Genomic DNA, 21,077 nt, shown 5'->3' on the forward strand with positions numbered 1-21,077 from the left:
GCAAGGCCGGTGCAGAAGTGGGCTTCGTGCGAGCGCCTTTCCGGGGAGCGGTGACGCCCGTCGCGAAAGTTATGCATCCCAACCAACGCCCACCTGCGGTTTCCCGCCCGAAATATTCATTGCTTTCTTGATATAGCTTCCAAGGAGCGAAAAAGGCCTCGCACGAAGCGGACTTCCGCACCGGCAGAGCAAAATCACTCACACGAAGGTGACTTCTGCACCGGCCAGGCCGCAAGAAACGGGCCGGGGCCCCATCCGGAGCCCCGGCCCACCGGCAAGAGTCGCCGTCGTTCGAGGTCGAACGTCCTACTCCCGCTCCACCCTCTCGGCACGACGCTTGACGTGGTTGCGCCAACCGGTGAAGCCGATGAGGCCCAGGCCCACAAGGCTCACGCCCGTGCCGATCCAGCGAACGTAGTCGAGCTTCTGCGGGCCGTCCACCCACACGCTGCCGTGCATGGCACCGTTCATCACGTGGCTGTTTGCCGTGGTGTAGAGCAGCTTGTGTACCGCCTCGCGGGCGTAGTGGTACTCGGCGGGGTCGTTCTGGTCAAAGCTCCACTTGGCCAGGCTCTCCGCCTGCGCGAGCTTGGAGACGCCGCCGGCCTCGATCATCTGGCTCGCGTCCATGTAGGATCCGGCGCTGGAGGCAGAGTCGGTCACAATCCAGCCGCGGAAGCCCCACTCGTTGGCGAGCACGCCCGTGAGCAGCGCGTAGTTGCCGCCCGTCCACGTGGCGCCGATGCGGTTGAAGGCGCTCATCACGGCGGTGCACGCGGGGACCTCGCGCGTGGCGGTCTTGTAGGTGTCGCCGTCCTTCTGCAGGTAGCTCATCTCAACGTCGTCGACCTTGGTGCACATCTCAAACGGCGTGAGGTAGACCTCGCGGATGGCCTGCTCGTTTGCCCAGGTAGCCATGGACTTCTGACCAGCTGTATCGCCGCGGTGGTTCTCCTGGTCATTGAGGGCGAAGTGTTTGATGGTGGCGTAGAGGCCCTTGCTCGCCGCGCCGCGCACCTCAAGCGAGCCCACGACGCCAGAGAGGAAGCCATCCTCGGAGTAGTACTCGCCGTTGCGGCCGGTAAACGGCGTGCGGTGGATGTTCATCGAGGGGGCATACCAGCCGGCGGCGCCGCCAAGAATCGCCTCGTTGCCGACCATCTCGCCATAGCGCGAGTAGATGTCCTGGTTGTAGGTCATGGCAACGGTAACCGGCGTGCAGTACATCACGGAATCGCCCGAGACCATGCTGCCCGCGCCGCCGTAGATGAGGCCCGCGGCGGTGTCGGCGTCCACGTTGAACGGCTTCTGGACGCTCTTGAGGCCAGCGGTGCCGTAGCCGCCCACGCCAACGCTCAGGAAGTAGTCCTCGGGCGTGAGCTCGTCAAGAAGGTCGCTCCACTTGGGGTCGTCGTAGTCCAGGCCGCGCATGTCGATGAGCTCCAGGCCGTTCTTGGCGCCATAGACGGGCTTGTCGGTGATGCTCGCGCGGTCCACGGGGCTGCCGGACTCGGTGGAGTCAAGCTTGGCGAGAAGATCTGCGCTTGCCGTCTTGGTGTAGAGGAGCGCGGCGGGGTTGCCGTCGGCGTCAACGCCGTTGATCTCGTTGCCCCAAGTAGAGATCTGGCCGGCCATGGGCGTACCGTCGTGCGTGGGGAAGGTGCCCTCCCAGTCAGCACGGGTGAGGTAGGTCGCGTCGCCTGCGGCGGCGTCGAACTGGTTGGTGATGGCGACACCGGTCTTGGAGTCCATGGCGTAGGTGGTCACGTCGACGTCGGCGTTATCCGGGACGTAGGTCGCGACCAGCGCGGCATTGCCGCCGGCCTCGGCGCCCGCAGCGACGCCGCGAGCGGCCAGAATGTTGTTCTCGGCGGCGTGTGCGTTGGCGCCTGCGGCGATGTAGTAGGTGCCCGCGTCAAGGATGTAGGTCTTGGCACCGTTGGTGTCATAGGACTTGAGCTGCTCGCGGTCGAACTCGATGGTGAGGGTCTGGCTCTCGCCGGGCTCCAGGAGCTTGGTCTTGCCAAAGCCCACGAGCTCGACGGCGGCCTTCTCAACGCCGTTGGCGCGGTCGTAGTCGGTGTAGGGACTCTGGGCGTAGAGCTCCACGACGTCCTTGCCCGCACGGTCGCCGGTGTTCTTGACGGTCACCGTGGCGGTGCACTTCTCGCCGTTCCATGAGGTGGCAAAGTCGCTCCACTCAAAGGTGGTGTAGGAGAGGCCAAAGCCAAAGGGGTGCGTGACCTCGGCATCGTAGTCAAAGTCGCCAGCATTGCCCTGGCCGAGGACGGCGTCCTCGTAGCGGGTCTCGTAGTACTTGTAGCCGACGTAGATGCCCTCCTCGTAGGTGGCGTAGTTGTAGCCGGTGAGGTTGCCGGACTCGTCCACATACTCGTAGTCACCGTAGTTCTGTGCGGCAGGAGAGCCCAGCGGGTTGCCCGAGAAAGTGTCCGCCGTGCGACCGGACGGGTTGACGTCGCCCGCCAGGATGCCGGCGAAGGAGTCCATGCCGTAGGTGCCCAGCGACGGCACGAAGAGCACGGACTTGATGTTGGGCATGTTGCGCAGGAAGTCCAGGTCAAGCGCGGAGGCGGTGTTCACCACGAGCACCGTGTTGTCATAGTTGTCGTTGAGGTACTGCAAGATCTCCAGCTCGGTAGTGTCGGGCTCGAGGTAGGTCTTGGCCTGGTCGACGGGATTGCTCGCGTGGTTGTACATGGAGCGCGGCATGTCTCGGCCCTCGCCGGCCACGCGGCGAAGGACAAAGATGGGCGTGGTGCCCTGGGCGCCATCCAGCATACCGTTGTCGCCCAGGACGGAGAGCGGGCACTCGTTGATGGAGAAGTCTTCAGAGACGCCGAAGCTCTGGGAGCCGGAGCCCAGCTTGTAGTCCTTGCCGGCCCCCGTGGTATAGAAGTCAAGAAGCTCCTGGTTGACGTCCAGCCCATGGGCCTTGAGGGCGTCGGCGAGCTTGCTCAAGTCATCGCCACCCGAGCTCATAACCTGGCTCAGCATGCTTTGCGAGGACGCGAGGCTCTTGACGGACTCGCCAAAGAAGCTGAGCTTGGTGCCCTGAGCGAGCGGCAGGCTCTGGTCGTCGTTCTGGAGCATCGTGATGCCCTCGGCCGCAATTTGCTGGTCCAGCTCCTTCTGGGCGTCCTTGATGGTGTCCTTGGTGTAGTCGGCCTTGTTGTACTGCAGGTCAAGACCGTCGTCTGCGGCCTTGGAGTTGTCCCAATGCTGCTCGTAGCCGAGGATGTTATTGGCCATGCGGCCTACGGAGCTCATCGTACCCGGCAGCACGACGTTCATGACCACAAGCACGGCCACCAGCGCCACGGCCACCACAATCTTGACGGCACTCTTTATCACCCGCCCCACCTTGCGAGCGGTACTTATCTGCTTTGCCACTAGCCCTCCTTCCTTCACGGGCTTCTCGCCCAACTTATCGCTACGCTCAGGCTACGTTCAGGTGACAGCCGACGGGTGGCGGTGACAGAATCGGTAGCGGAGTCGGACAGAATCGGGGAGCCATGTTCAAGGTCTTGATAGTCGAGGACACGCCCGCCGAGGCAGACGTTCTTCGGGGCTTTCTTGCGCGCTATGCAGCCGAGAAGCGCCTGGAGCTTAACGTGGAGACCCTCGGCAGCGCGTTGGAGTTCATCGAGGCCAGGCGCGCGGCCGACCTCGTGCTCATGGACATCGACATGCCCGGCATCAACGGCATGGAGGCAGCGCAAATCATGCGCGGTTACGACGCCCAGACGCCGCTCATCTTTGTGACCAACCTGGCCCAGTACGCGGTGCGTGGCTACTCCGTGGACGCGCTGGACTTTGTGGTCAAGCCCGTGGAGTACCACGACTTTGCGATGCGCCTGGACCGCGCGGTGCGCATCATGACCAGAAACGCGCGCAGCACGATCGCCCTGCCTACGGAGGACGGAGTTGCCGTTGTTGCCCACTCCGACCTGCTGTTTGTTGACATGCTCAAGCATGACGTCTGTTACCACCTGGCCGATGGGCGCGTACTCAGGGAGCGCGGCACCATGCGCGCCACGGCGCAGAGGCTCGGCGAGGACGAGTTCGTGAAGGTGTCCAGCGGGTGCCTGGTCAACATGGGATGCGTCACGAGGATCGGCGCGGAATCCGTGACCGTGGCGGATGGGACGGAGCTCTTCTTCAGCAGGTCCCAGAAGAAGGCAGCGCTTGAGCGGCTGGCCAACTTCGTCGGCAGGAGCATCTGATGCCGGAGCTGGGAGCCGATGGGCTGGTAGCCCTGGTGTACGCGCTCTCCGCCGTGGTGACGCTGGGCAGCGTTGGCGGCGGCATCCTCATGTTCACGTGCCGGTTAGCGCGACGGGAGCGCTTTGGGGCGCGGATTGCCGCACTGGCCGCTGCGGTGGGGCTTCTCGCCGTGGCCGGAGCGGGGCTAGCGCCAGCCTTCACGGACGCGGATGGGGCCTCCTACCTGCTGCAGCTTGGGCTCTTCTCGGCGATGCTTGCGCTTTTGGTGGGCGTCGTAGCGTGGCTGTACAAGGCCACGCCGTGGACGGCGCTGTTCTGTTGCACGGCAGGATACGCGCTGCAGAACTTTGCGTCCGGACTGACGGAACTTTGCTGGCTGCTGGCGGGGGTGCCCGAGGCAGCCGACGGCTCGCTGGGGGCGCACCTGACGAGGTTTGCCATCAACGTTACCTGTATCCTTGCCGTCTACGTGCCGTTTTACCTGGCGTTTGTGCGCAAGCTCGGGCGAGAGGCACTGGAGCAGATAGAGAACCCGGCGCTGTTGGCCATCATGGCGGCAGTCATGCTCGGCGTCATTGGGTTTGACCTGCTCATCAAGTGCATTGGGGACTTTGGCTGGATCGAGGACTGGTGCATGGTGCCGCTGCGCGTGTCCCATGGGCTCATGTGCATCCTGACCTTTGCGCTTGAGTACGAGCTGCTGGTCAACAGGCGCCTGCAGATCGAACGGGAGGCCGAAGCGCGCGTGCATGCGGAGCGCGAGCGGCAGTATGAGCTCAGCCGCGCCAACATAGAGGCCATCAACGTCAAGTGCCACGACATCAAACACCAAATCAGAGCGCTGGCTGGCGGCGCCGTTGCGGACCCGCGGGCGCTGGCGGACCTCGCGCATGAGGTGGAGTTCTACGACTCTGCCGTGCGCACCGGCAACGAGGCTCTGGACACCATTCTCACGGAGAAGCGCCTGACCTGCACAAACGAGGGAATCACCCTGAGCTGCGTGGCGGATGGTGCCGCACTTGGCTTCATGCGAGACGCAGACATCTACTCCTTCTTTGGAAACGCCCTGGACAATGCCATCGAGGCCACGCGCGGGCTGGACGACATCGCAATGCGCAGCGTCAGCCTGGTGGTGAGGCAGGTTGCCGGTGTGGCCTCCATCCACGTGGAGAACCGTTATGCGCACGAGCCCGTGGTCAACGGGGAGGGAACGCTCCTTACCAGCAAAGACGACATCGCCAACCACGGCTTTGGGCTGCGGTCCATGCGGCTCACGGTGGAGGGGTACGGAGGCACGCTGGCCACTCTCGTGGACCGCGAGGGACGCACGTTCCACGTCAACGCAATGATTCCGTTGCCGTAAGGAGCTTGGGAACCTAACGTGCAGGCGGCTATTAGGGCTCGACTGGCAACTCGAAGCCCGAACCCTGTGCAGAACGCGCCTTCGTGTGAGTGATTTTCTGCGGCTTGTGCAGAAGTGGCCTTGGTGTGAGTGCCTTTCGGAGGCTTTGGCAGCAAGCCGTGGGAGTTTATGCAGCCGCCCGCATTGCGAGCTGCGGTTTCCCACGAAGATATACATTGCGTTATTGATATTTGCCCCCAAGGCCCGAAAAGGGACTCGCACCAAGCGCACTTCTGCACAGCCAAAGTCAAGACACTCGCACGAAGGGGAGTTCTGCACAGCGGGCGCCGCAAAAAGGGCTGGGACCCCATCTGGAGTCCCAGCCCATCGTGCCGCAGAGCGTCACATCGGTCAACAAGCGGCCAAAACCCTACTCCTTGCCCTCCTTGCGGCTGCGAATCCAGGTCGCAATGCGTCCGGCGGGCTTGCCGGCCTCACGCCAGCGGACCATACGGACGTGGCGGCGCCACAGGTAGAGGCCAAAGAGCGCGGCGACCACGACATCGAGCACGATGAAGAAGGTGAGCACGGTTCCACGCAGGCTCGGCACGGCGGCGTATTCAGTCGCGGAGCTATTGGCCACCATATAGAGCACGTTGTGCGTGGCACGACGCAGGGCCTGGTGGCCAGACGCAGTGCCGGTTGTGTCATTGGTCAAGTACAGGTCCTGCAGCAGGTTAAGGCTGAGGTCGTTGCCGGCACGCAGGCTGCGGTTGGGGTCAGACGTGCTGGCGGCCATGGTGCAGTCAGTGACGACGGCGCCACGGAAGCCCCACTCGCCACGCAGAACGTCCGTCAAAGCCGCTGAGCTCTCGGCCACGGGCGTGGTTCCCAGGCGGTTGTACGCGCTCATCATGCCCGTAGCGCCGCCATCCTTGACCACAATCTCAAACGCGCGAAGGTAGATCTCGCGGAGCGACTGCTCGTTTGCCCAGGTAACAAGGCCACCGTCGGCGCGGTGGGTCTCCTGGTCGTTGGCAATGAAGTGCTTGACGTAGGCATAGACGCCCTCGCTCTGCATCCCCGACACCTCCGCGGCGACCATCTTGCCCGTGAGCACCGGGTCCTCGCCCACATACTCGTAGTTACGGCCGCCGAAGGCGCTGCGATGCGTGTCGGCGCCCGGAGCATAAAGGCCACCAATGCCGTAGGCGTGCGCCTCCTGTCCAAAGAGTTGGCCCAGACGCTGCGCAAGCTCCACATTCCAGGTGTAGCCAAGCGTGCTCTGGCCAGTGAGTTGAGTGCCCTGCACGCCAGTCTGAAGGTTGTTGACGCCGTTGGGTCCGTCGCACTCCACGATTACGGGCTTCTCGACAGAAGGCACGCTGGTGGTCGCCCAGCCGGCGTTGCCCACGAGCCTCTCCATCTCGTCGAGGGTCACCTGGTCGAGAAGGTCATTCCACTTGGGGTCGTCGTAGTCAAGGCCACGCACGTCCTCCAGCGTCAGCCCGTTCTTCTTGCCGGTCACGATGTCCTCGACGTCGGCGTTCTCGAGCGGCGCCGGGCTCGTGAGGGCCTGAATCTGCTCGTCGGTAGCGTCCTTGACCGCCGCCGGGCGCTCGGTGGGCATGGTGCCCGCCCAGTCCGCGCGAGAGAGGTATGTCACGTCGTCGCCATAGGAAACGTCGTCAAAGCGGTTGACGGCAGTCTCGTCGTCGCTCGCGCGCTTGCCGTCGTTGGCGTCGTTGTAGATGACGTCGGCATCCACGTGCACGGTGCGGGAGTCGACCACGTTGTGGGAGTCAGTTTGAAGGTTGATGGCGTAGTCACCGGCTTCCAGCACGTAGGAGCCTCCCTCGGCCTTCACGCCCGTGTAGTCGTAGCTTGCTATGTCCTCCTTGGCAAAGCTGATGGTTAGCGCCTGGCTCTCGCCGGGCTCGAGCAGCTTGGTCTTCTGGAAGCCCGCGAGGACCACAGAGCTCTTCTCGATGCCGCCCTTGGTGTACGGGGCGCCCACGTAGATCTGCACCACCTGCTTGCCGGCGACGGAACCGGTGTTGGTGACGGTCACCTTGGCCGTAATGGTGGTGCCATCGTCCTCAACGTCGTCCAACTTCTGATCAAACGTGGTGTACGAGAGACCATAGCCAAACGGGTACTGCACCGTGGAGTCATAGTCGATGAAGCCGTCGGCAGCGGCGGTCTCAAAGTAACGGTACCCGACGTAGATGCCCTCCTGGTAGTCCACGAAGTAGAACGGGGTGGTGCCGGCGACGGCATCGCCTGTGCCTGCGAGTATAGCGGTGTTGGTGGTCGTCACGTTGTCGTAGGCGAACTCGCCAAAGTTGTAGTAGCTCGGCGCGCTCTCCTGCGCATACGGGAAGGTGTCAACGGTCTTGCCAGACGGGTTAACCTCGCCCGTCAGCACCTTGCCGATGGAGTTGCATCCCGTGGCGCCCGGCGTGCCCACCCAGATGGCGGCGTCGACAGCCTCGTTGTCAAGGAAGCCAAGCTCCATGGCATTGGGCGAGTTCAGCACCACAACCACCTTGGAGAAGTTCTTCTCGACCATGGCGAGAAGATCCTCCTCGTTAGGGGTGATCTCGAGGTAGTTGCGGCCCGCCTCGGATCCGGTGAAGTTCGCCATATCCATCGGCAGGTCGGTGCCCTCGCCGCCCTTGCGGGTCAGAACCACGAGCGCGGTATCGGAGTAGTCGCGAGCGGCATCGATAAGCGCCGGGTCGTAGTCGGACTGCGGCAGCTCATAGTTGTTGAAGTCAGTACCAACGAGTCCGTAAGAGATGGACTCGGGGGCGTTCTGGTCATAGAAGGCCTTGAGGTCCTCGTTGACCTGGATGCCGGCGTTGGCAAGGCCCTGGTAGAATGAGACGTTATTGGACTCGTTGCCAGCTCCGGATCCGGTTCCGCCATAGCTGAAGTTGTTACCGGCCGTGGAGCCAAAGACGTTGACCTTGGCTCCAGCGGCCAGCGGCAGCGCGCCATCGTCCTTGAGCAGCGTCACTGCCTCGGACTCGACCTCCTCCGTGATGGCAGCGGTCGCGGCGCTTGCGGACTTTGCCTGCTCGCTCGAGGTATCCGCCACCGATACGTACGGAGCCGCGAGGTCCGCGTGCGGGACCACCAGCACGTACCCCACGACCGAGAACGCCGCGACCAGCGCGACCAGCAGACACACGATGACCAATAGCGGCCTGTTGGCGCGACGCGGGGCGTGCGGCTTCTTCTCTCCTCCCATGTTCCTTCCTTCCCGGGCGCGACGCGCCCACTAGCCCAACGTAACTGCCCGCATCCTACGAACGGGCAACTCGCGTTTGGGAACGATGACTTAAAATGCGCCAAGAGGGACTTAGTTGACGGAGGGGATTCGCCTTTGTATCGAGCGCTCATCGTGGAGGACGACGCTTGCGCAGCCGACGTGCTGCGCAGCCACCTCGCGCGCTTTGCCGCCGAGAAGGGCACGGGCTTCTCCATTGAGATTCTTGGGAGCGCATTAGAGCTCCTTGAGGGCAACCACCCTGCCGACGTGATCTTTCTTGATATTGGCCTGCCCGGCATCAACGGCATGGAAGCCGCGGAGATCATTCGGCAGAAGGACCAGGTCACACCTCTCGTCTTTGTGACCGACCTCGCCCAGTACGCCGTGCGCGGGTACCAGGTGGACGCCGTCGACTTCATGGTGAAGCCCATCGCCTACGAGGACTTTTCCCTGCGGATGGGCCGCGTCATACGTGTCATGGCCAGAAACGACTCCGAGGCCGTGAGCCTCTCCACCGCAAGCGGCCTGCGCATGGTGCCCGCAAAGGACATCGTCTTCGTGGAGATTTTGAAGCATGACCTCTACTGGCACATTGCGGGCGAGGCGGAGCCGCTGCGCATGCGTGGCTCCATCAAGGAAACCGCCGAGCTGCTAGGCGAGGAGCGCTTCTGCCGAATCTCCGCAAGCCATATCGCCAATATGGGGCAGGTCAAGCGAGTCCGCGCCAACGAGCTGACCATGAGCGACGGCAGCGAGCTGAGCATCTCGCGGTCAAGAAAGGCGCAGGTGCTCGAGGCGCTGGCGCGCTACGCAGGGGCAAGCCAGTGATGGTTGCGGAGACCTCAGACATCGAACTCGTCGAGCTGGTGCTCCTCTGTGCCCTCGTTCGCGTCTACCTTGGAATGGGACTCTTCTCTCAGAAACTGCCCAAGAAGCCAGCGTTCTGGCCGAAGCTTGGGCTCGCGACGCTCGCTCTCGTCCTGCACTTTGCCCTCATGGTTGCCGCCTGCCTGGTTGCAGCACCAGAGGGCCCTTCGGCGGGATATGTGTTCCAGGCAGTCTTCTTCTCGCTTCTGCAGCCGCTTTTGATTTATGGTTTGATGTATTTGTATGACGTCTCCGTATGGACGGCATCCTTCTGCGCGACGGCCGGCTACACCATCCAGAACCTTGCCTCGGGTGCCATGGAGCTCGTCTCCTCCCTTGCGGCAACGATGGGCGCGGCACCGGCGACCATCTCATTCCACCTGGTCGTCAACTTCATTTGCATACCACTGACCTATGTACCTTGCTATCTCCTGTTCTCCCGCAGGCTCGAGCAACGCGGCCTTGAGACGGTGGAGAACCACGGCATGCTTGCCATGATGCCCGTTGTCTGCCTTGTGATAATTGGCTTCGACGTCTTGATCAAGTGCCTGGCGGCAGACGGCATAGCGCCCTGCTACTTTGTCGCCTTGCGCCTGCTGCACGGGCTTCTCTGCGTGGCGCTTCTGTGGGTCGAGTATCAAATGCTGTACCGAACGCACCTAGAGCAGGAACAGGCGACGACCGAGCGCCTGCTGGCAGAGCACGATCGGCAGCTGCGCCTTTCTCGAGAGAACGTGGAGGCCATCAACATCAAGTGCCACGATCTGCGCCATCAGATCCGCTCGCTCGCGCAGGGCGGCGCCGTGGTGAGCGGCGAGGCGCTGGCCGACCTCGCACACGACATCTCGATCTACGACTCGTCCGTCAAGACCGGCAACGAGGCGCTGGACACCATCCTCACCGAGAAGCGGCTGCTGTGCGAGAGCCGCAAGATCACGCTGACCTGCGTTGCGGACGGCGGCGCGCTGGCCTTCATGGCCGCAGCGGACATCTACGCGCTGTTCGGAAACGCGCTGGACAACGCCATAGAAGCGGTGACCACCCTCGACGACCAGGCAAAGCGCTCCATCACGCTTGTGGTGCGGCAGGTCATGGGGTGCGCAAGCGTCCACGTGGAGAACTATTGCGACGCGGCGCCCGCGTTCGTGGACGGAATGCCGCAGACCAGCAAGGCAGACCGCGCATCGCACGGCTTTGGCGTCAGGTCCATGCGGCAGACGGCCGAGCGCTACGGAGGCACCTTCTCCGCCAGCGCAGACGATGGAACCTTCCGACTGGACATCATGATTCCGCTCCCATAGGGGCCTCCCCGCGGCTCGTCCCGCAGGGCAGTTCGGCAGTCGCGATTGCCAACGTCGATACAAACTTCGTCTTGTATGTATCACTTTGGCTAGTTCCTGAGTAGCCGCCGCTATTTTCTTGGCGTTTTCCCAGTTGTTTCGGCTCGCAAATGCCGGTCTACTTGCAACTTCTCAAAAGTGATACATACAAGACGAAGTTTGCCGTCGGCGAGCTGCCCAAGGTCGCCCCGCCGACGGCAAATCACGGTCGAATCTGCCAGATTGCGCTATGCCGTACGCCCGCGAGCCTCCGCCAGCGCCTTGGAGAAGCTCGTCTCGCTGTGGCGAGCCCACATGACGTAGAGCGCAATGCTCGCCACGCAGGCCAGAGACACCAGCGCCCACATGTTGCCGTAGCCCACCGAGGTAATAAGCACGCCAGAGACGCCGCCGCCCAGGCCATAGCCGATGTCATATCCGCACAGGAAGGTGGAGTTGGCCGAACCGCGCGTCTCGTCGGTGGCGGTGTGGACGGCCATGGATTGCAGGGCCGGCTCCAGGCCGCCAAAGGCGTATCCGGCCAGCGCGCCAGAGACCAGGAAGGTCGCCACGTTGGGCACAAAGGCCAAAAGCAGCAGCGCGCAGATCATGGCCGCGTTGCCCGTGTAGACGAAGAAGGCCTCGCCGCGCTCGTCCACCAGCTTTCCCAGGAAGACGCGGACCAGCAGCAGGACCACGGACATGACCACAAAGTAGAGCGAGCCAGAGGGCAGCCCCTCGTTTGCCGCGTAGATGGCGACGAAGTTCTCAAGCGCGCCGAAGGTGAACATGAAGACCAGCATGGTGCAGGTTGCCGGCAGAGAGTCCCTGTTGACGAGGCCCTTCAGGCTGAGCGGGCGCTTCTCCACCTTCGGCTTGGGCGTGCGGATGAAGCAGAACAGCACCAGCGCCAGCACGGAGATTGCCGCCGCGGCCAGGTAGAGCACGTTGAAGCCAAAGCCCATGAGCTCGAGACCCAGCGCCGGAGCGATGGCGCTGGCCAGGGCCGTTGCCATGCCAAAGTAGCCCATGCCCTCGGCAAATCGCGGGCGGGCAATGACGTCGGAGGCGACGGTCGCCGTGGTGGAGTTGGAAAGCGAGAGCGCCGCGCCATGCACCATGCGGAACAGGATCGCCATGGAGAGCACGGGCACGCAGACGTAGCCCACCGGGGCCAAAGCCAGCAGGACCAGGCCCGCCACTAGCACCGCCCTGCGGGCGCCGTTGTCCAGCCACCAGCCCACAAAGGGCCTCACCACAACGGCCACCAGGCAGAAGAACGCCGCACACATGCCAGCCTGGGCCTCGGTACCGCCCAGACTCTGGATGTAGAACGGAAAGGTCGAGAGGCTCATGATGTGGTTGGTGAAGACGCACAGGTTGACCAGGATGATCAACACCAGGTCACGCGTCCACAGCTTGCACGGCGATTTCTGGCGAGAAGAACTTGCTTGCACGTTTGATTCCCTTCGACGAGACGGAACATGGCCGTCCGAGGAAGGTCGAGCGGCCCATCAATTGGACTTACGCCACAGGGCCACTCATTGACGCAGGTCATTATAGCCGTCCGCCCCGCAAATTGGGGACGTGTTGGGGGTGCGGACGAAAAGTTGGACGCCGACAGGCGTCCGGATTGGAGCCCGCAATGTACTCGAGCGACGAGAGGGACGCCATCCTGGGGCTCTGGCGCGAGTCCGGCCGGCCGGCCCACAGGTTCGCCAGGGAGTCGGGGCTCGCCTCCGCCGAGTCGATCAGGCGCTGGGCGTCCGGCGACCTGGGCGTCGGCTGGCACGCCCCCTATACTCTTGCCCAGAGGGCCGACGCCGCGCGCAGGGCGCTCGCCGGGGAGGACCCCGCCGAGGTCGCCGCGTCGATCGGCTGCCACCCGGAGACCGTGCGCGGCTGGGCCCGCGCCGCGGGGAGGGAGGGCGAGGTGTCGCTCGCGAACGGACGGGGCGCCCCGCGCGTGCCGCCGCCGGCCGACCCCGGGGACCTGGAGGCCCTCAGGGCCGAGAACCGGGCCCTGAGGCTGGAGCTCGCCAGGGCCGAGGCGGTGTTGGACGTCCTAAAAGGAGGCGGCCCGGGGCGGGGCCCGGACTCGCTGACGGCGGCGGAGAGGGCGCTGGTCGCCGACGCCCTTAGGCCCGGGTTCGGCCTGGAGGACGCCCTGCGCGCGGCCGGCGTGGCGCGCAGCACCTACTACTACCACCGCGCCCGCAGGGGCGCCCCCGACCGCCTGGCCGCCCTGAGGGCGCGGGTGCGCGCCCTGTTCGAGGCCGGGGGCGGGGCCTGGGGCTACCGCACGATATGGGCGAGGCTGCGCCTGGACCCCGACGAGCCCCTGGCGGTCTCCGAGAAGGTCGTGAGGCGCGTCATGCGCGAGGAGGGGCTCGAGGTGCGCTACCTGAGGCGCCGCAGGCGCTGGAGCAGCTATGCCGGCGAGGTCTCCGAGGCCCCTCCCAACCTGCCGCTGCGCCCCGACGGCACCCACGACTTCTCCGCCTCGCGCCCCAACGAGCTGTGGGTCACCGACGTCACCATGTTCACGATAGGGTCGGGGCGCTGCTGGCTGTCGCCGGTGGTCGACTGCTTCGACGGGGCGGTCGTGGCGTGGACCCTGTCGGAGTCCCCCGACGCCCGCATGGCCGACTCGATGCTGGAGGCGGCGGCCTCGACGCTCGCGGCCGGCGAGCGGCCCGTGGTCCACACCGACCGCGGCTGCCACTACAGGTGGCCGGGCTGGGCGGCGATATGCGAGCGCCACGGCCTGGTGCGCAGCATGTCGAGGAAGGGCCGCAGCCCCGACAACGCCGCGGCCGAGGGCTTCTTCGGCCGGCTCAAGCAGGAGTTCTACCACGGCAGGGACTGGTCCGGGGTGGGCTTCGAGGAGTTCCGGCGGCGCCTGGCGGGCTACCTCGCCTACTACAACTCGGGCAGGATCAAGCGGAGCCTGGGGTGGAGGAGCCCGGAGCAGTACCGCAGGGACCTGGGGTACTCTCTCCGTAGTGTCTAAGAAATTGTCCGCACCCCCGTTCGTTTTTGCGCAAATTTGAACACGTCCCCAATTTGCGGGACCGTTACTTGCTGAGCTTGGCCTTCACCAGGCCCACGATGGTGGGGATGACGCTCACGAGCACGATGCCGACAATGAGCAGCTCAAAGTGCTCCTGGACAAACGGGATGCCGCCAAAGAAGTATCCCAGCAGCGTGAACAGGGTGGACCAGGTGATGCCGCCCAGCACGTTGAAGATCACGAAGTTGCGCCAGTGCATGCCGCCCATGCCGGCAATGAACGGCACGAAGGTGCGGATGAACGGGAAGAACCGGCCCAGGAAGATGGCCAGGTGGCCCCACTTCTGCAGGAAGGCCTCGGACTTCTGGAGGCGCTCCGGCGTCATGGCCTTGACCTTGCCGGACTCGACGATCTTCTTGCCAAAGAAGTGGCCGATCATGAAGTTGCACTGGTCGCCAAGGATGGCGGCGGCCCAGGCAACGGCGAGAAGCGCCACGATGTTGAACCCGCCGCCCTGGGCAAAGAAGCCCGAGGCAAACAGCAGGGAGTCGCCAGGGAGGAACGGGAAGAAGACCACGCCCGTCTCGATGAAGATGATGAGGAAGACGCAGCCATAGGCCATGACCGGGCCGGCGGCGATCCAGCTTGCGATGGCGGCGCGCGGGTCGCGCAGCAGGTTCATGATGAAGTCGACGAAGCCCATTGATCTCCTTTGGCAGCGGCGCGGCCGGCGCGCCGGAAAGACACCCCCATACAGAACCGCCCTGCGACCAGGGCCGCAGGGCAGCAAAAAAGCGCGCTCGATGGGAACGGGCACCCGCCAGAGGCCCCTTATGGCTGCTGCCTCCCGGCCCTGACCAGGTTCGAGGTGTGACGTCGCCCGAACCCATCGAACGCGCTCTTGTCAAAGACTTTAGCAGACCGCCGCACCCAGCGGCTCGTGTCCACCAGAAAGCCATGGCCGCACGCGGCTCGCTGCACGCGGCTCGCTGCACGCGGCTCGCGGCTAGCTCCGCGTGGCCTCCAGCTCGCGGGAGAGCTCCTGGAAGCGGCTGGCGCTCATGGCCGTCGACGGCACGTAGGCGTAGCGGCGCCCGCCGAAGCCAGCCAGCAGGCCGTCGTCGTCGGCAGAAACGCTGCGCAGGTCAGAGAGGTCGTAGCGCTCCTCGGCACCGGACTCGTCGGCCACATAGACCGCGTCGCCGGTCACGACGACGTGACGGCGCGAGGAGGTTCCCTTGAAGCCCAGGCTGCTGTTGCGCGCGTACCGAAGCTGCATGTTGTGCCAGTTGGTGGAGACCGCCGTGGCCGCCATGGAAAGCACCAGAAGCACGATGGCAGGCGCCAGGTTGTTGGCGTCGGCAATGAGCACCACAATCATCAGGGCCAGGCACGCCATGGACACCGCAAACGACGCAATGCGCGCCTTCTGGCCGCCCAGGTACGACGCGGCCTTGGAAAGCGCCAACTCACCGTAGTCATAGGTGGCGGAGAAGCGCAGCCCTTCGTACTTCTCGTCATCAAACTTGTAAGAGGGCTCGGCGGATGCCGGGCGGGTCTTGCGGGCGGTCTTCTTCTTTGCCATGGGTCGGGCTCCTTGGGGGGGTCATGGAGGAATTGTCGGCGGCGGGCGGGCAGGTTTAGGCAAGCCGCCACCGGGCAACATACTAACCGTGCAGGGAGCGAGCGCACGTCGGAGTTCGCGAAACGCGTGCCCTCGCACTGTAGAGCGTTACAGCTTGGCAGCTGCCAAAGTGGAGGCCTCAGGGACTGTGTCCCCGGGGCCTCCGTCAATTTGAGCCGCTATATCAAGCAAGAAACCAGGCGAGAAGCACTACCTGCGGTGGGCACGGTAGTAGGCGATGAGCGCCTGGGTGCTGGCGTCCTGCTGGGCCAGGGCCTCGTCGTCGTGGAAGGCCGGCGTAATCTGCTTGGCAAGCTGCTTGCCCAGCTCGACGCCCCACTGGTCGTAGGAGTCAAGGCCCCAGACGGTACCCTCGACAAAGGTGATGTGCTCGTAGAGGGCAATGAGCTCGCCCAGGGCGTGCGGGGTCAGCTCGCAGCCAAAGACGGACGTGGTCGGGCGGTTGCCGTCAAAGACGCGGGCGGGGACCATCCACTCGGCCGTGCCCTCGGCGCGGACCTCGTCGGCCGTCTTGCCAAAGGCGAGGGCCTTGGTCTGCGCGAGGAAGTTGCCCAGGAAGAGCTCGTGGACGTCCTGGCCGTCGTCCTTGGTGGGGTTGGGCGTGTTCACGAAGGCGATGAAGTCGGCCGGGATGGCGCGGGTGCCCTGGTGAATGAGCTGGTAGAAGGCGTGCTGGCCGTTGGTGCCGGCCTCGCCCCAGAAGACCTCGCCGGTGGCGGAGGTCACGGGCGTGCCGTCCCAGCGAACGGACTTGCCGTTGGACTCCATGGTGAGCTGCTGCAGGTAGGCCGGGAAGCGGTGCAGGTACTGGTTGTACGGCAGGACGGCGTGGCTGCCCATGCCCCAGAAGTTGACGTACCAGACGTTCATGAGGCCCATGAGCGCGACGACGTTCTTCTCCAGCGGGGTGTTCTTGAAGTAGTGGTCCATGTCGTGGAAGCCGGCCAGGAACTCCTGGAAGCGCTCCGGACCAAAGGCGATGATCAGCGAGAGGCCCACGGCAGAGTCCACGGAGTAGCGGCCGCCGACCCAGTTCCAGAAGCCAAAGGCGTTCTCGGGGTCGATGCCAAAGTCGGCGACAAGGTCAAGGGCGGTGGAGACGGCCACAAAGTGCTTGCGAATGGCGTCGGCGTCCTGCTCGGCAGAGCCGTCAATGGCGCCGGCGGCGCGCAGGCTCTGGAGCATCCAGGTCTTGGCCTCGCGGGCGTTGGTCAGGGTCTCGAGCGTGGTGAAGGTCTTGGAGACGATGATGCACAGGGTGGTCTCCGGGTCCAGGCCGCGGACCTTCTCGGCCATGTCGTTGGGGTCGATGTTGGAGACGTAGCGGCAGTCGATGCCGGCGTCGGCCAGGGGCCTCAGGGCCTCGTAGACCATGACCGGGCCCAGGTCGGAGCCGCCGATGCCGATGCTCACGACGTGCTCGATGCGCTTGCCGGAAACGCCCTTCCACTCGCCGGAGCGGACCTTGTTGGCAAAGGCGTACATGCGGTCCAGCACCTCGTGGACGTCGGCCACGGTGTCCTGGCCGTCCACGACGAACTTGCCCTTGTCGGAGGCGGGGCGGCGCAGCGCGGTGTGCAGGACGGCGCGGTCCTCGGTGGTGTTGATGTGCTCGCCGGCATACATGGCGTCGCGGCGCTCCTCCAGCTTGACCGCGCGGGCCAGGTCGCAGAGAAGGTCCACGGTCTTCTGGTCAATCAGGTTCTTGGAGAGGTCAAAGTGCAGGTCGTCCATGTCAAAGGAGAACTTCTCCACGCGCTGGGCGTCCTTGGCGAACTCCTCCTTGAGGGTGAAGCCGTCAGCCATCTCCTTCTGGTGGGCGGCAAGGGCGGCCCACTCCGGGGTCTGGGTGGCGTCGATGGGTGCGGGGATGCAAGACATGTGCATGTCCTCCTTTGGATGGAGTACTTGGGACCGGGGCCCTTGCCGCAGGTGCGAAGAGGGTGCTCGGCCACATACCGGTTCCATTTTACGGCAACGGCTTTGTCCGGTGAACGGCTAATATGGCTCCGCGAGCGGGGGCACCTGCTTCAGACGGGCCCACATGACCTGCTTCTGGCGAGGGTTGCCGAGGGCCGCGGCAAAGCCGCCGAGGTTGAGGAAGCGCATGCCGCAGACGTGGGCGACCATGCCCGCAGGGAGAAGCGCCTCGTTGAGGTCCTCCAGGCCCGAGAGCTCCTCGGCGTAGGCGTCGCGGACGGCCTGCGTGGCGGTCTCGTCGCAGCAGATGAGGGTGGCCGGGTCGAGCGTGGCCACGGCAAGGCGCATGAGGTCCGGGGCGAGCGGCGCGCCGGCGGCGTCCACGGCGACGAGCGTCTCCCAGTCCTCGGGCGCGTAGCCCAGGGCCTTGAGCGACGCCTTGAGCGCGGCGCCGTCGGAACCAGAGAAGGGCTCGGCGCCGGCAGCCTCCTCGGGCGTGAGCTCGCCCTTTGCCAGCAGCACGGGAGAGAAGGCGTTGCCGCCCATGCGCACGCCGCGCTCCACGAGCGAGGCCACCTCCGACCTCGTCTTCTCCACGTACGCCTGGCGCCTCTGCTCGCGCTCCGATGCCATGGGGCCTCCGTTTTGCCTTGGGATGGGCCTTGGGCCGGACGGGCTTCTCGCCTGTCGGGGCGCCGCGGCCGCCGTTGATGTGTGTCCTCCAGTTTAGTTCGGGGTATAAGGCAGACAAGTAAAAACAGCGCGTGCGCGAAGGGAGCCGTCATGGCGAAGGCAATTACCGGTGCAGAGTTCGACCTTGTTCTCTCGGAGGCCAGAAAGCCCGTCCTGGTTGACTTCTGGGCACCTTGGTGCGGGCCGTGCCGCGCGCTGGGCCCCATCGTCGAGGAGGTCGGGCAGGATTTTGCCGACCGCATGGACGTCTACAAGTGCAACGTGGACGACGAGGATGAGCTGGCCGCGAGGTTCCGCATTGTTTCCATTCCCACGCTCATGCTCTTCAAGGACGGCCAGCCCGTGCATACTGTGGTCGGAAACATGTCCAAGCAGGCTCTGGTCGCAGAGATTGAGCCTTACCTCTAGGAGCTTCATGACCGCTAGCGATTCCAAGAGGGACGCTCGGGGCCTGGCCCAGGGCGTCCTTTCGTATGCACGCAAAAACGTCCGAACCATCGCGGTGCTGCTGGCCGCGCTGGCCTTTGTTTGGCTGCTGGAAGAGGTGTCCGAGGGAGAGATTATGACCCTGGACGCGCTGGCGTACCGGTTCTTTGTGGTCACGCTGCGCTCTGACGTGATGACCCCCATCATGGAGGGCTTCACCTCGCTTTCGTCCGTGGCCGTGATCTTGGTGATGGCGCTGGTGGTGGCCGCGTTTGCCCCGGGCAAGGCGCCGGGGCGCTGCGTCTGCGCCAATGTGGTGGGCGCGCTCGTGCTCAACCAGGTGCTCAAGTTCATCGTGCAGAGGCCGAGGCCGGACGGGTACCGGCTGGCGGTGGAGAGCGGCTACAGCTTTCCCTCGGGGCACTCGATGATCTCCATGGCGTTCTACGGGCTGCTCATCTGGATGATCTGGAAGTACGAGCGCGACGACGTGATGCGCCACGTGTGGTGCTGCCTGTTTGGGCTGATCATTGTGATGGTGGGCATCAGCCGCGTCTACCTGGGCGTTCACTATGCGTCCGACGTCATTGCCGGCTTCTGCGTCTCGTTGATCTGGCTGGTCTTCTTCACCAAGGTCATCGCCCCCGCCTTCATGGACGAGGAAAACGTCCAGCCACGGAGCTAGCCGGCGCAGAACTACCCTTCGTGTGAGTCATTCGGCAGCGCGTGTGCAGAAGTGGCCTTCGTGTGAGCCAGATTCCGCCGTTTTTGACGCACATCAAAATCTAAATGTATATTCTTGAGGCAAAGCGGCTGTTGGCTTAGACGGAGCCTGCATATAATCAGACGGCCCCGGTCCACGGCAGCCAAGAGGCACTCACACGAAGGCCACTTCTGCACACGCGCTGCCGAATGACTCACACGAAGGGCAGTTCTGTGCAGCAAATCCTCCTCTAACCAAGCCCCACCCACCCCAAGGCCCCGCACGTTATCCCCGCAAATTGGGGACGTGTTCGTTTTTGCGCAAATTTGAACACGTCCCCAACTTGCGCAAAAAAGGGACACCCTTGGCGGCTGGCTGGATGCGCCAAGGGTGTCCCTTTTACCAGGTAACTAACAGCGTCCCCGTGTCCTGGCGGGGTTAGAGCTCGATGATCTGGGCGTCGACGACGCGGCCGTCCTCGCAGAGGATGCGGCCCATGGAGGGCTTGCTGCCGCGCGGGTACGTGGGGCTGCCGGGGTTCATGACCAGCGTGCCCGTCCACTCGTCGCGCTCAACAAAGGGGCGGTGCGTGTGACCGCAGATGGCAACGTCGCACTTGAGCAGGTTGAGGTGCTGGCGATAGTGCACCACCTGCCACCTCAGCCCACTGGAGAAGAACACCTTGCGCGTCTTGACCTCGGGTCCGTACTCGTAGGCCCAGTCGTTGTTGCCCAGGCACATCTGCACGGGCGCGATCTTCTGCAGGGTACGGTAGTCCGCGCCGGAGCAGATGTCACCCGCGTGCACGATGACGTCCGCGCCCTGAAGCTGGTCCAGAAGGTCGGGCTCCAGGAAGCCGTGGGTGTCAGAGATGATGTCGTAGCGCATGAGAGCCAACAGCGGTCACCTACAGCCCGAGCGCGCGCTTGAGCGCAACGACGCGACGGCGCGAGACGGAGATCTTCTTGCCCTCGATGCCATTGATGCCCAGCTGTAGGATGCCGGAGGAGATGACCTCGACGTCCTCCACGTACTCAAGGTTGACGATGTAGCCGCGGTGCACGCGGAAGAACCCGTGCGGCGCGAGCTTCTGTTCAAGCTTGGCCAGGCTGATGGTGGAGAGGAACCTGTCCACGTCGGTGTAGATGCAGGAGTAGTCGTCCTTGGCCTCGATGTAGCGAATCTGGTCGATGGGCACCAGCACCTTGCGTCCGCTCTTGACCACCGGAATGCGCTCCACGGCTGAGTGGCTCTGCGGCTCCTCGGGCTTCATGCGGCCCTGGACCTTGTCCAGCGCCTGCGCAAGGCGCTCGGGCTCCACGGGCTTCATCAGGTAGTCAACGGCGTCCACGCCAAAGGCGTCAAGCGCGTACTCGCTGTAGGCCGTCACAAAGACGATGGCCGGCGGGTTCTTGAGCTTGTGCAGGGCCTCGGCCAGCTGCATGCCGGACGTCTTGGGCATCTGGATGTCCAGGAACATGACGTCCACCTTGCCGTCCATCAGGCGCTCCACGGCCTCGCGGGCGCTTGAGGCCTCCATGATGCCGTCGATGCGACCGGTCTCCTCGAGCAGGTAACGCAGCTCGGAGCGAGCGGGCGCCTCGTCGTCAACGATCATTGCGCGCAT

General features: G+C 64.3%; 16 protein-coding genes and 1 other RNA gene. 7 read left to right on the top strand and 10 right to left on the bottom strand.

Features of this window, described 5'->3' with window-relative positions; translation table 11 throughout:
* Positions 1–306: 306 nt before the first annotated feature.
* Complete coding sequence (locus tag DXV50_RS08275) at positions 307–3,411, bottom strand: glycoside hydrolase family 3 C-terminal domain-containing protein (RefSeq protein WP_117205743.1); 3,105 nt, start codon at positions 3,409–3,411, stop codon at positions 307–309.
* Between the two features lie 122 nt (positions 3,412–3,533).
* Here DXV50_RS08275 and DXV50_RS08280 point away from each other — a divergent pair, with 122 nt between their 5' ends.
* Entirely contained in the window at positions 3,534–4,244 is a 711-nt protein-coding gene (locus tag DXV50_RS08280) for a LytR/AlgR family response regulator transcription factor (RefSeq protein ID WP_117205744.1), read from the top strand.
* Entirely contained in the window at positions 4,244–5,608 is a 1,365-nt protein-coding gene (locus DXV50_RS08285) for an ATP-binding protein (RefSeq protein WP_117205745.1), read from the top strand. Before DXV50_RS08280 ends, DXV50_RS08285 begins: the two co-directional genes overlap by 1 nt.
* Before the next feature lie 409 nt (positions 5,609–6,017).
* On the opposite strand, the gene DXV50_RS08290 is transcribed toward DXV50_RS08285, so the two are convergent.
* Positions 6,018–8,843 (bottom strand): beta-glucosidase, encoded by a 2,826-nt coding sequence (locus DXV50_RS08290; protein ID WP_147556704.1) that lies wholly within the window; start codon positions 8,841–8,843, stop codon positions 6,018–6,020.
* 135 nt (positions 8,844–8,978) lie between these two features.
* Between DXV50_RS08290 and DXV50_RS08295 the strand changes: the two genes are divergently transcribed.
* Positions 8,979–9,692: a LytR/AlgR family response regulator transcription factor gene (locus tag DXV50_RS08295; RefSeq protein WP_160118239.1), complete on the top strand. Its 714-nt coding sequence runs from the start codon at positions 8,979–8,981 to the stop codon at positions 9,690–9,692.
* Positions 9,692–11,032: an ATP-binding protein gene (locus DXV50_RS08300; protein ID WP_117205748.1), complete on the top strand. Its 1,341-nt coding sequence runs from the start codon at positions 9,692–9,694 to the stop codon at positions 11,030–11,032. The genes DXV50_RS08295 and DXV50_RS08300 overlap by 1 nt, the downstream gene beginning before the upstream one ends.
* Positions 11,033–11,298: 266 nt before the next feature.
* Here the strand turns inward: DXV50_RS08300 and DXV50_RS08305 are convergent, their stop codons facing one another.
* On the bottom strand, positions 11,299–12,507 hold the full coding sequence (locus tag DXV50_RS08305) for an MFS transporter (protein ID WP_147556705.1): 1,209 nt from the start codon (positions 12,505–12,507) through the stop codon (positions 11,299–11,301).
* Positions 12,508–12,695: 188 nt separating this feature from the next.
* On the opposite strand from DXV50_RS08305, the gene DXV50_RS08310 reads away from it, so the two are divergent.
* A complete protein-coding gene (locus tag DXV50_RS08310) occupies positions 12,696–14,063 on the top strand; it encodes an IS3 family transposase (RefSeq protein ID WP_117204237.1) in 1,368 nt (455 codons plus the stop codon).
* Between the two features lie 64 nt (positions 14,064–14,127).
* Here DXV50_RS08310 and DXV50_RS08315 read toward each other — a convergent pair whose 3' ends face one another.
* From DXV50_RS08315 to DXV50_RS08335, 5 genes are all read right to left on the bottom strand, one after another.
* Complete coding sequence (locus DXV50_RS08315) at positions 14,128–14,766, bottom strand: VTT domain-containing protein (RefSeq protein WP_117205750.1); 639 nt, start codon at positions 14,764–14,766, stop codon at positions 14,128–14,130.
* A gap of 94 nt (positions 14,767–14,860) precedes the next feature.
* Positions 14,861–14,956, bottom strand: an RNA gene (gene ffs, locus DXV50_RS08320) — signal recognition particle sRNA small type.
* A 113-nt stretch (positions 14,957–15,069) separates the two neighbouring features.
* The gene (locus DXV50_RS08325) at positions 15,070–15,648 is read right to left on the bottom strand and encodes a hypothetical protein (RefSeq protein WP_117205751.1); all 579 of its coding nucleotides are present in this window, start codon (positions 15,646–15,648) and stop codon (positions 15,070–15,072) included.
* A 249-nt stretch (positions 15,649–15,897) separates the two neighbouring features.
* Positions 15,898–17,589, bottom strand: a complete 1,692-nt coding sequence (pgi, locus tag DXV50_RS08330) for a glucose-6-phosphate isomerase (protein WP_117205752.1) — start codon at positions 17,587–17,589, stop codon at positions 15,898–15,900.
* 117 nt (positions 17,590–17,706) lie between these two features.
* Positions 17,707–18,261, bottom strand: coding sequence for a hypothetical protein (locus DXV50_RS08335; protein WP_117205753.1), 555 nt, complete (start codon positions 18,259–18,261; stop codon positions 17,707–17,709).
* A 150-nt stretch (positions 18,262–18,411) separates the two neighbouring features.
* Between DXV50_RS08335 and trxA the strand changes: the two genes are divergently transcribed.
* Both trxA and DXV50_RS08345 read left to right on the top strand, forming a co-directional pair.
* Positions 18,412–18,729, top strand: a complete 318-nt coding sequence (gene trxA, locus DXV50_RS08340; RefSeq protein ID WP_117205754.1) for a thioredoxin — start codon at positions 18,412–18,414, stop codon at positions 18,727–18,729.
* 7 nt (positions 18,730–18,736) lie between these two features.
* Entirely contained in the window at positions 18,737–19,432 is a 696-nt protein-coding gene (locus tag DXV50_RS08345; protein WP_117205755.1) for a phosphatase PAP2 family protein, read from the top strand.
* 456 nt (positions 19,433–19,888) lie between these two features.
* On the opposite strand, the gene DXV50_RS08350 is transcribed toward DXV50_RS08345, so the two are convergent.
* Together DXV50_RS08350 and DXV50_RS08355 are read right to left on the bottom strand one after the other, a co-directional pair.
* Entirely contained in the window at positions 19,889–20,338 is a 450-nt protein-coding gene (locus tag DXV50_RS08350) for a metallophosphoesterase family protein (RefSeq protein ID WP_117206029.1), read from the bottom strand.
* A 19-nt stretch (positions 20,339–20,357) separates the two neighbouring features.
* A complete protein-coding gene (locus tag DXV50_RS08355; RefSeq protein WP_117205756.1) occupies positions 20,358–21,077 on the bottom strand; it encodes a LytR/AlgR family response regulator transcription factor in 720 nt (239 codons plus the stop codon).

Source organism: Paratractidigestivibacter faecalis, from assembly GCF_003416765.1.
Taxonomy (GTDB): domain Bacteria; phylum Actinomycetota; class Coriobacteriia; order Coriobacteriales; family Atopobiaceae; genus Paratractidigestivibacter; species Paratractidigestivibacter faecalis.

Excerpts from the sequence above, each read along its gene's own strand:
- DXV50_RS08280 (WP_117205744.1), top strand. The coding sequence starts at position 3,534 with ATGTTCAAGGTCTTGATAGTCGAGGACACGCCCGCCGAGGCAGACGTT.
- DXV50_RS08285 (WP_117205745.1), top strand. The coding sequence starts at position 4,244 with ATGCCGGAGCTGGGAGCCGATGGGCTGGTAGCCCTGGTGTACGCGCTC.
- DXV50_RS08290 (WP_147556704.1), bottom strand. The coding sequence starts at position 8,843 with ATGGGAGGAGAGAAGAAGCCGCACGCCCCGCGTCGCGCCAACAGGCCG.
- DXV50_RS08300 (WP_117205748.1), top strand. The coding sequence starts at position 9,692 with ATGGTTGCGGAGACCTCAGACATCGAACTCGTCGAGCTGGTGCTCCTC.
- DXV50_RS08310 (WP_117204237.1), top strand. The coding sequence starts at position 12,696 with ATGTACTCGAGCGACGAGAGGGACGCCATCCTGGGGCTCTGGCGCGAG.
- DXV50_RS08315 (WP_117205750.1), bottom strand. The coding sequence starts at position 14,766 with ATGGGCTTCGTCGACTTCATCATGAACCTGCTGCGCGACCCGCGCGCC.
- DXV50_RS08325 (WP_117205751.1), bottom strand. The coding sequence starts at position 15,648 with ATGGCAAAGAAGAAGACCGCCCGCAAGACCCGCCCGGCATCCGCCGAG.
- pgi (WP_117205752.1), bottom strand. The coding sequence starts at position 17,589 with ATGTCTTGCATCCCCGCACCCATCGACGCCACCCAGACCCCGGAGTGG.
- DXV50_RS08335 (WP_117205753.1), bottom strand. The coding sequence starts at position 18,261 with ATGGCATCGGAGCGCGAGCAGAGGCGCCAGGCGTACGTGGAGAAGACG.
- trxA (WP_117205754.1), top strand. The coding sequence starts at position 18,412 with ATGGCGAAGGCAATTACCGGTGCAGAGTTCGACCTTGTTCTCTCGGAG.
- DXV50_RS08345 (WP_117205755.1), top strand. The coding sequence starts at position 18,737 with ATGACCGCTAGCGATTCCAAGAGGGACGCTCGGGGCCTGGCCCAGGGC.
- DXV50_RS08350 (WP_117206029.1), bottom strand. The coding sequence starts at position 20,338 with ATGCGCTACGACATCATCTCTGACACCCACGGCTTCCTGGAGCCCGAC.
- DXV50_RS08355 (WP_117205756.1), bottom strand. The coding sequence starts at position 21,077 with ATGCGCGCAATGATCGTTGACGACGAGGCGCCCGCTCGCTCCGAGCTG.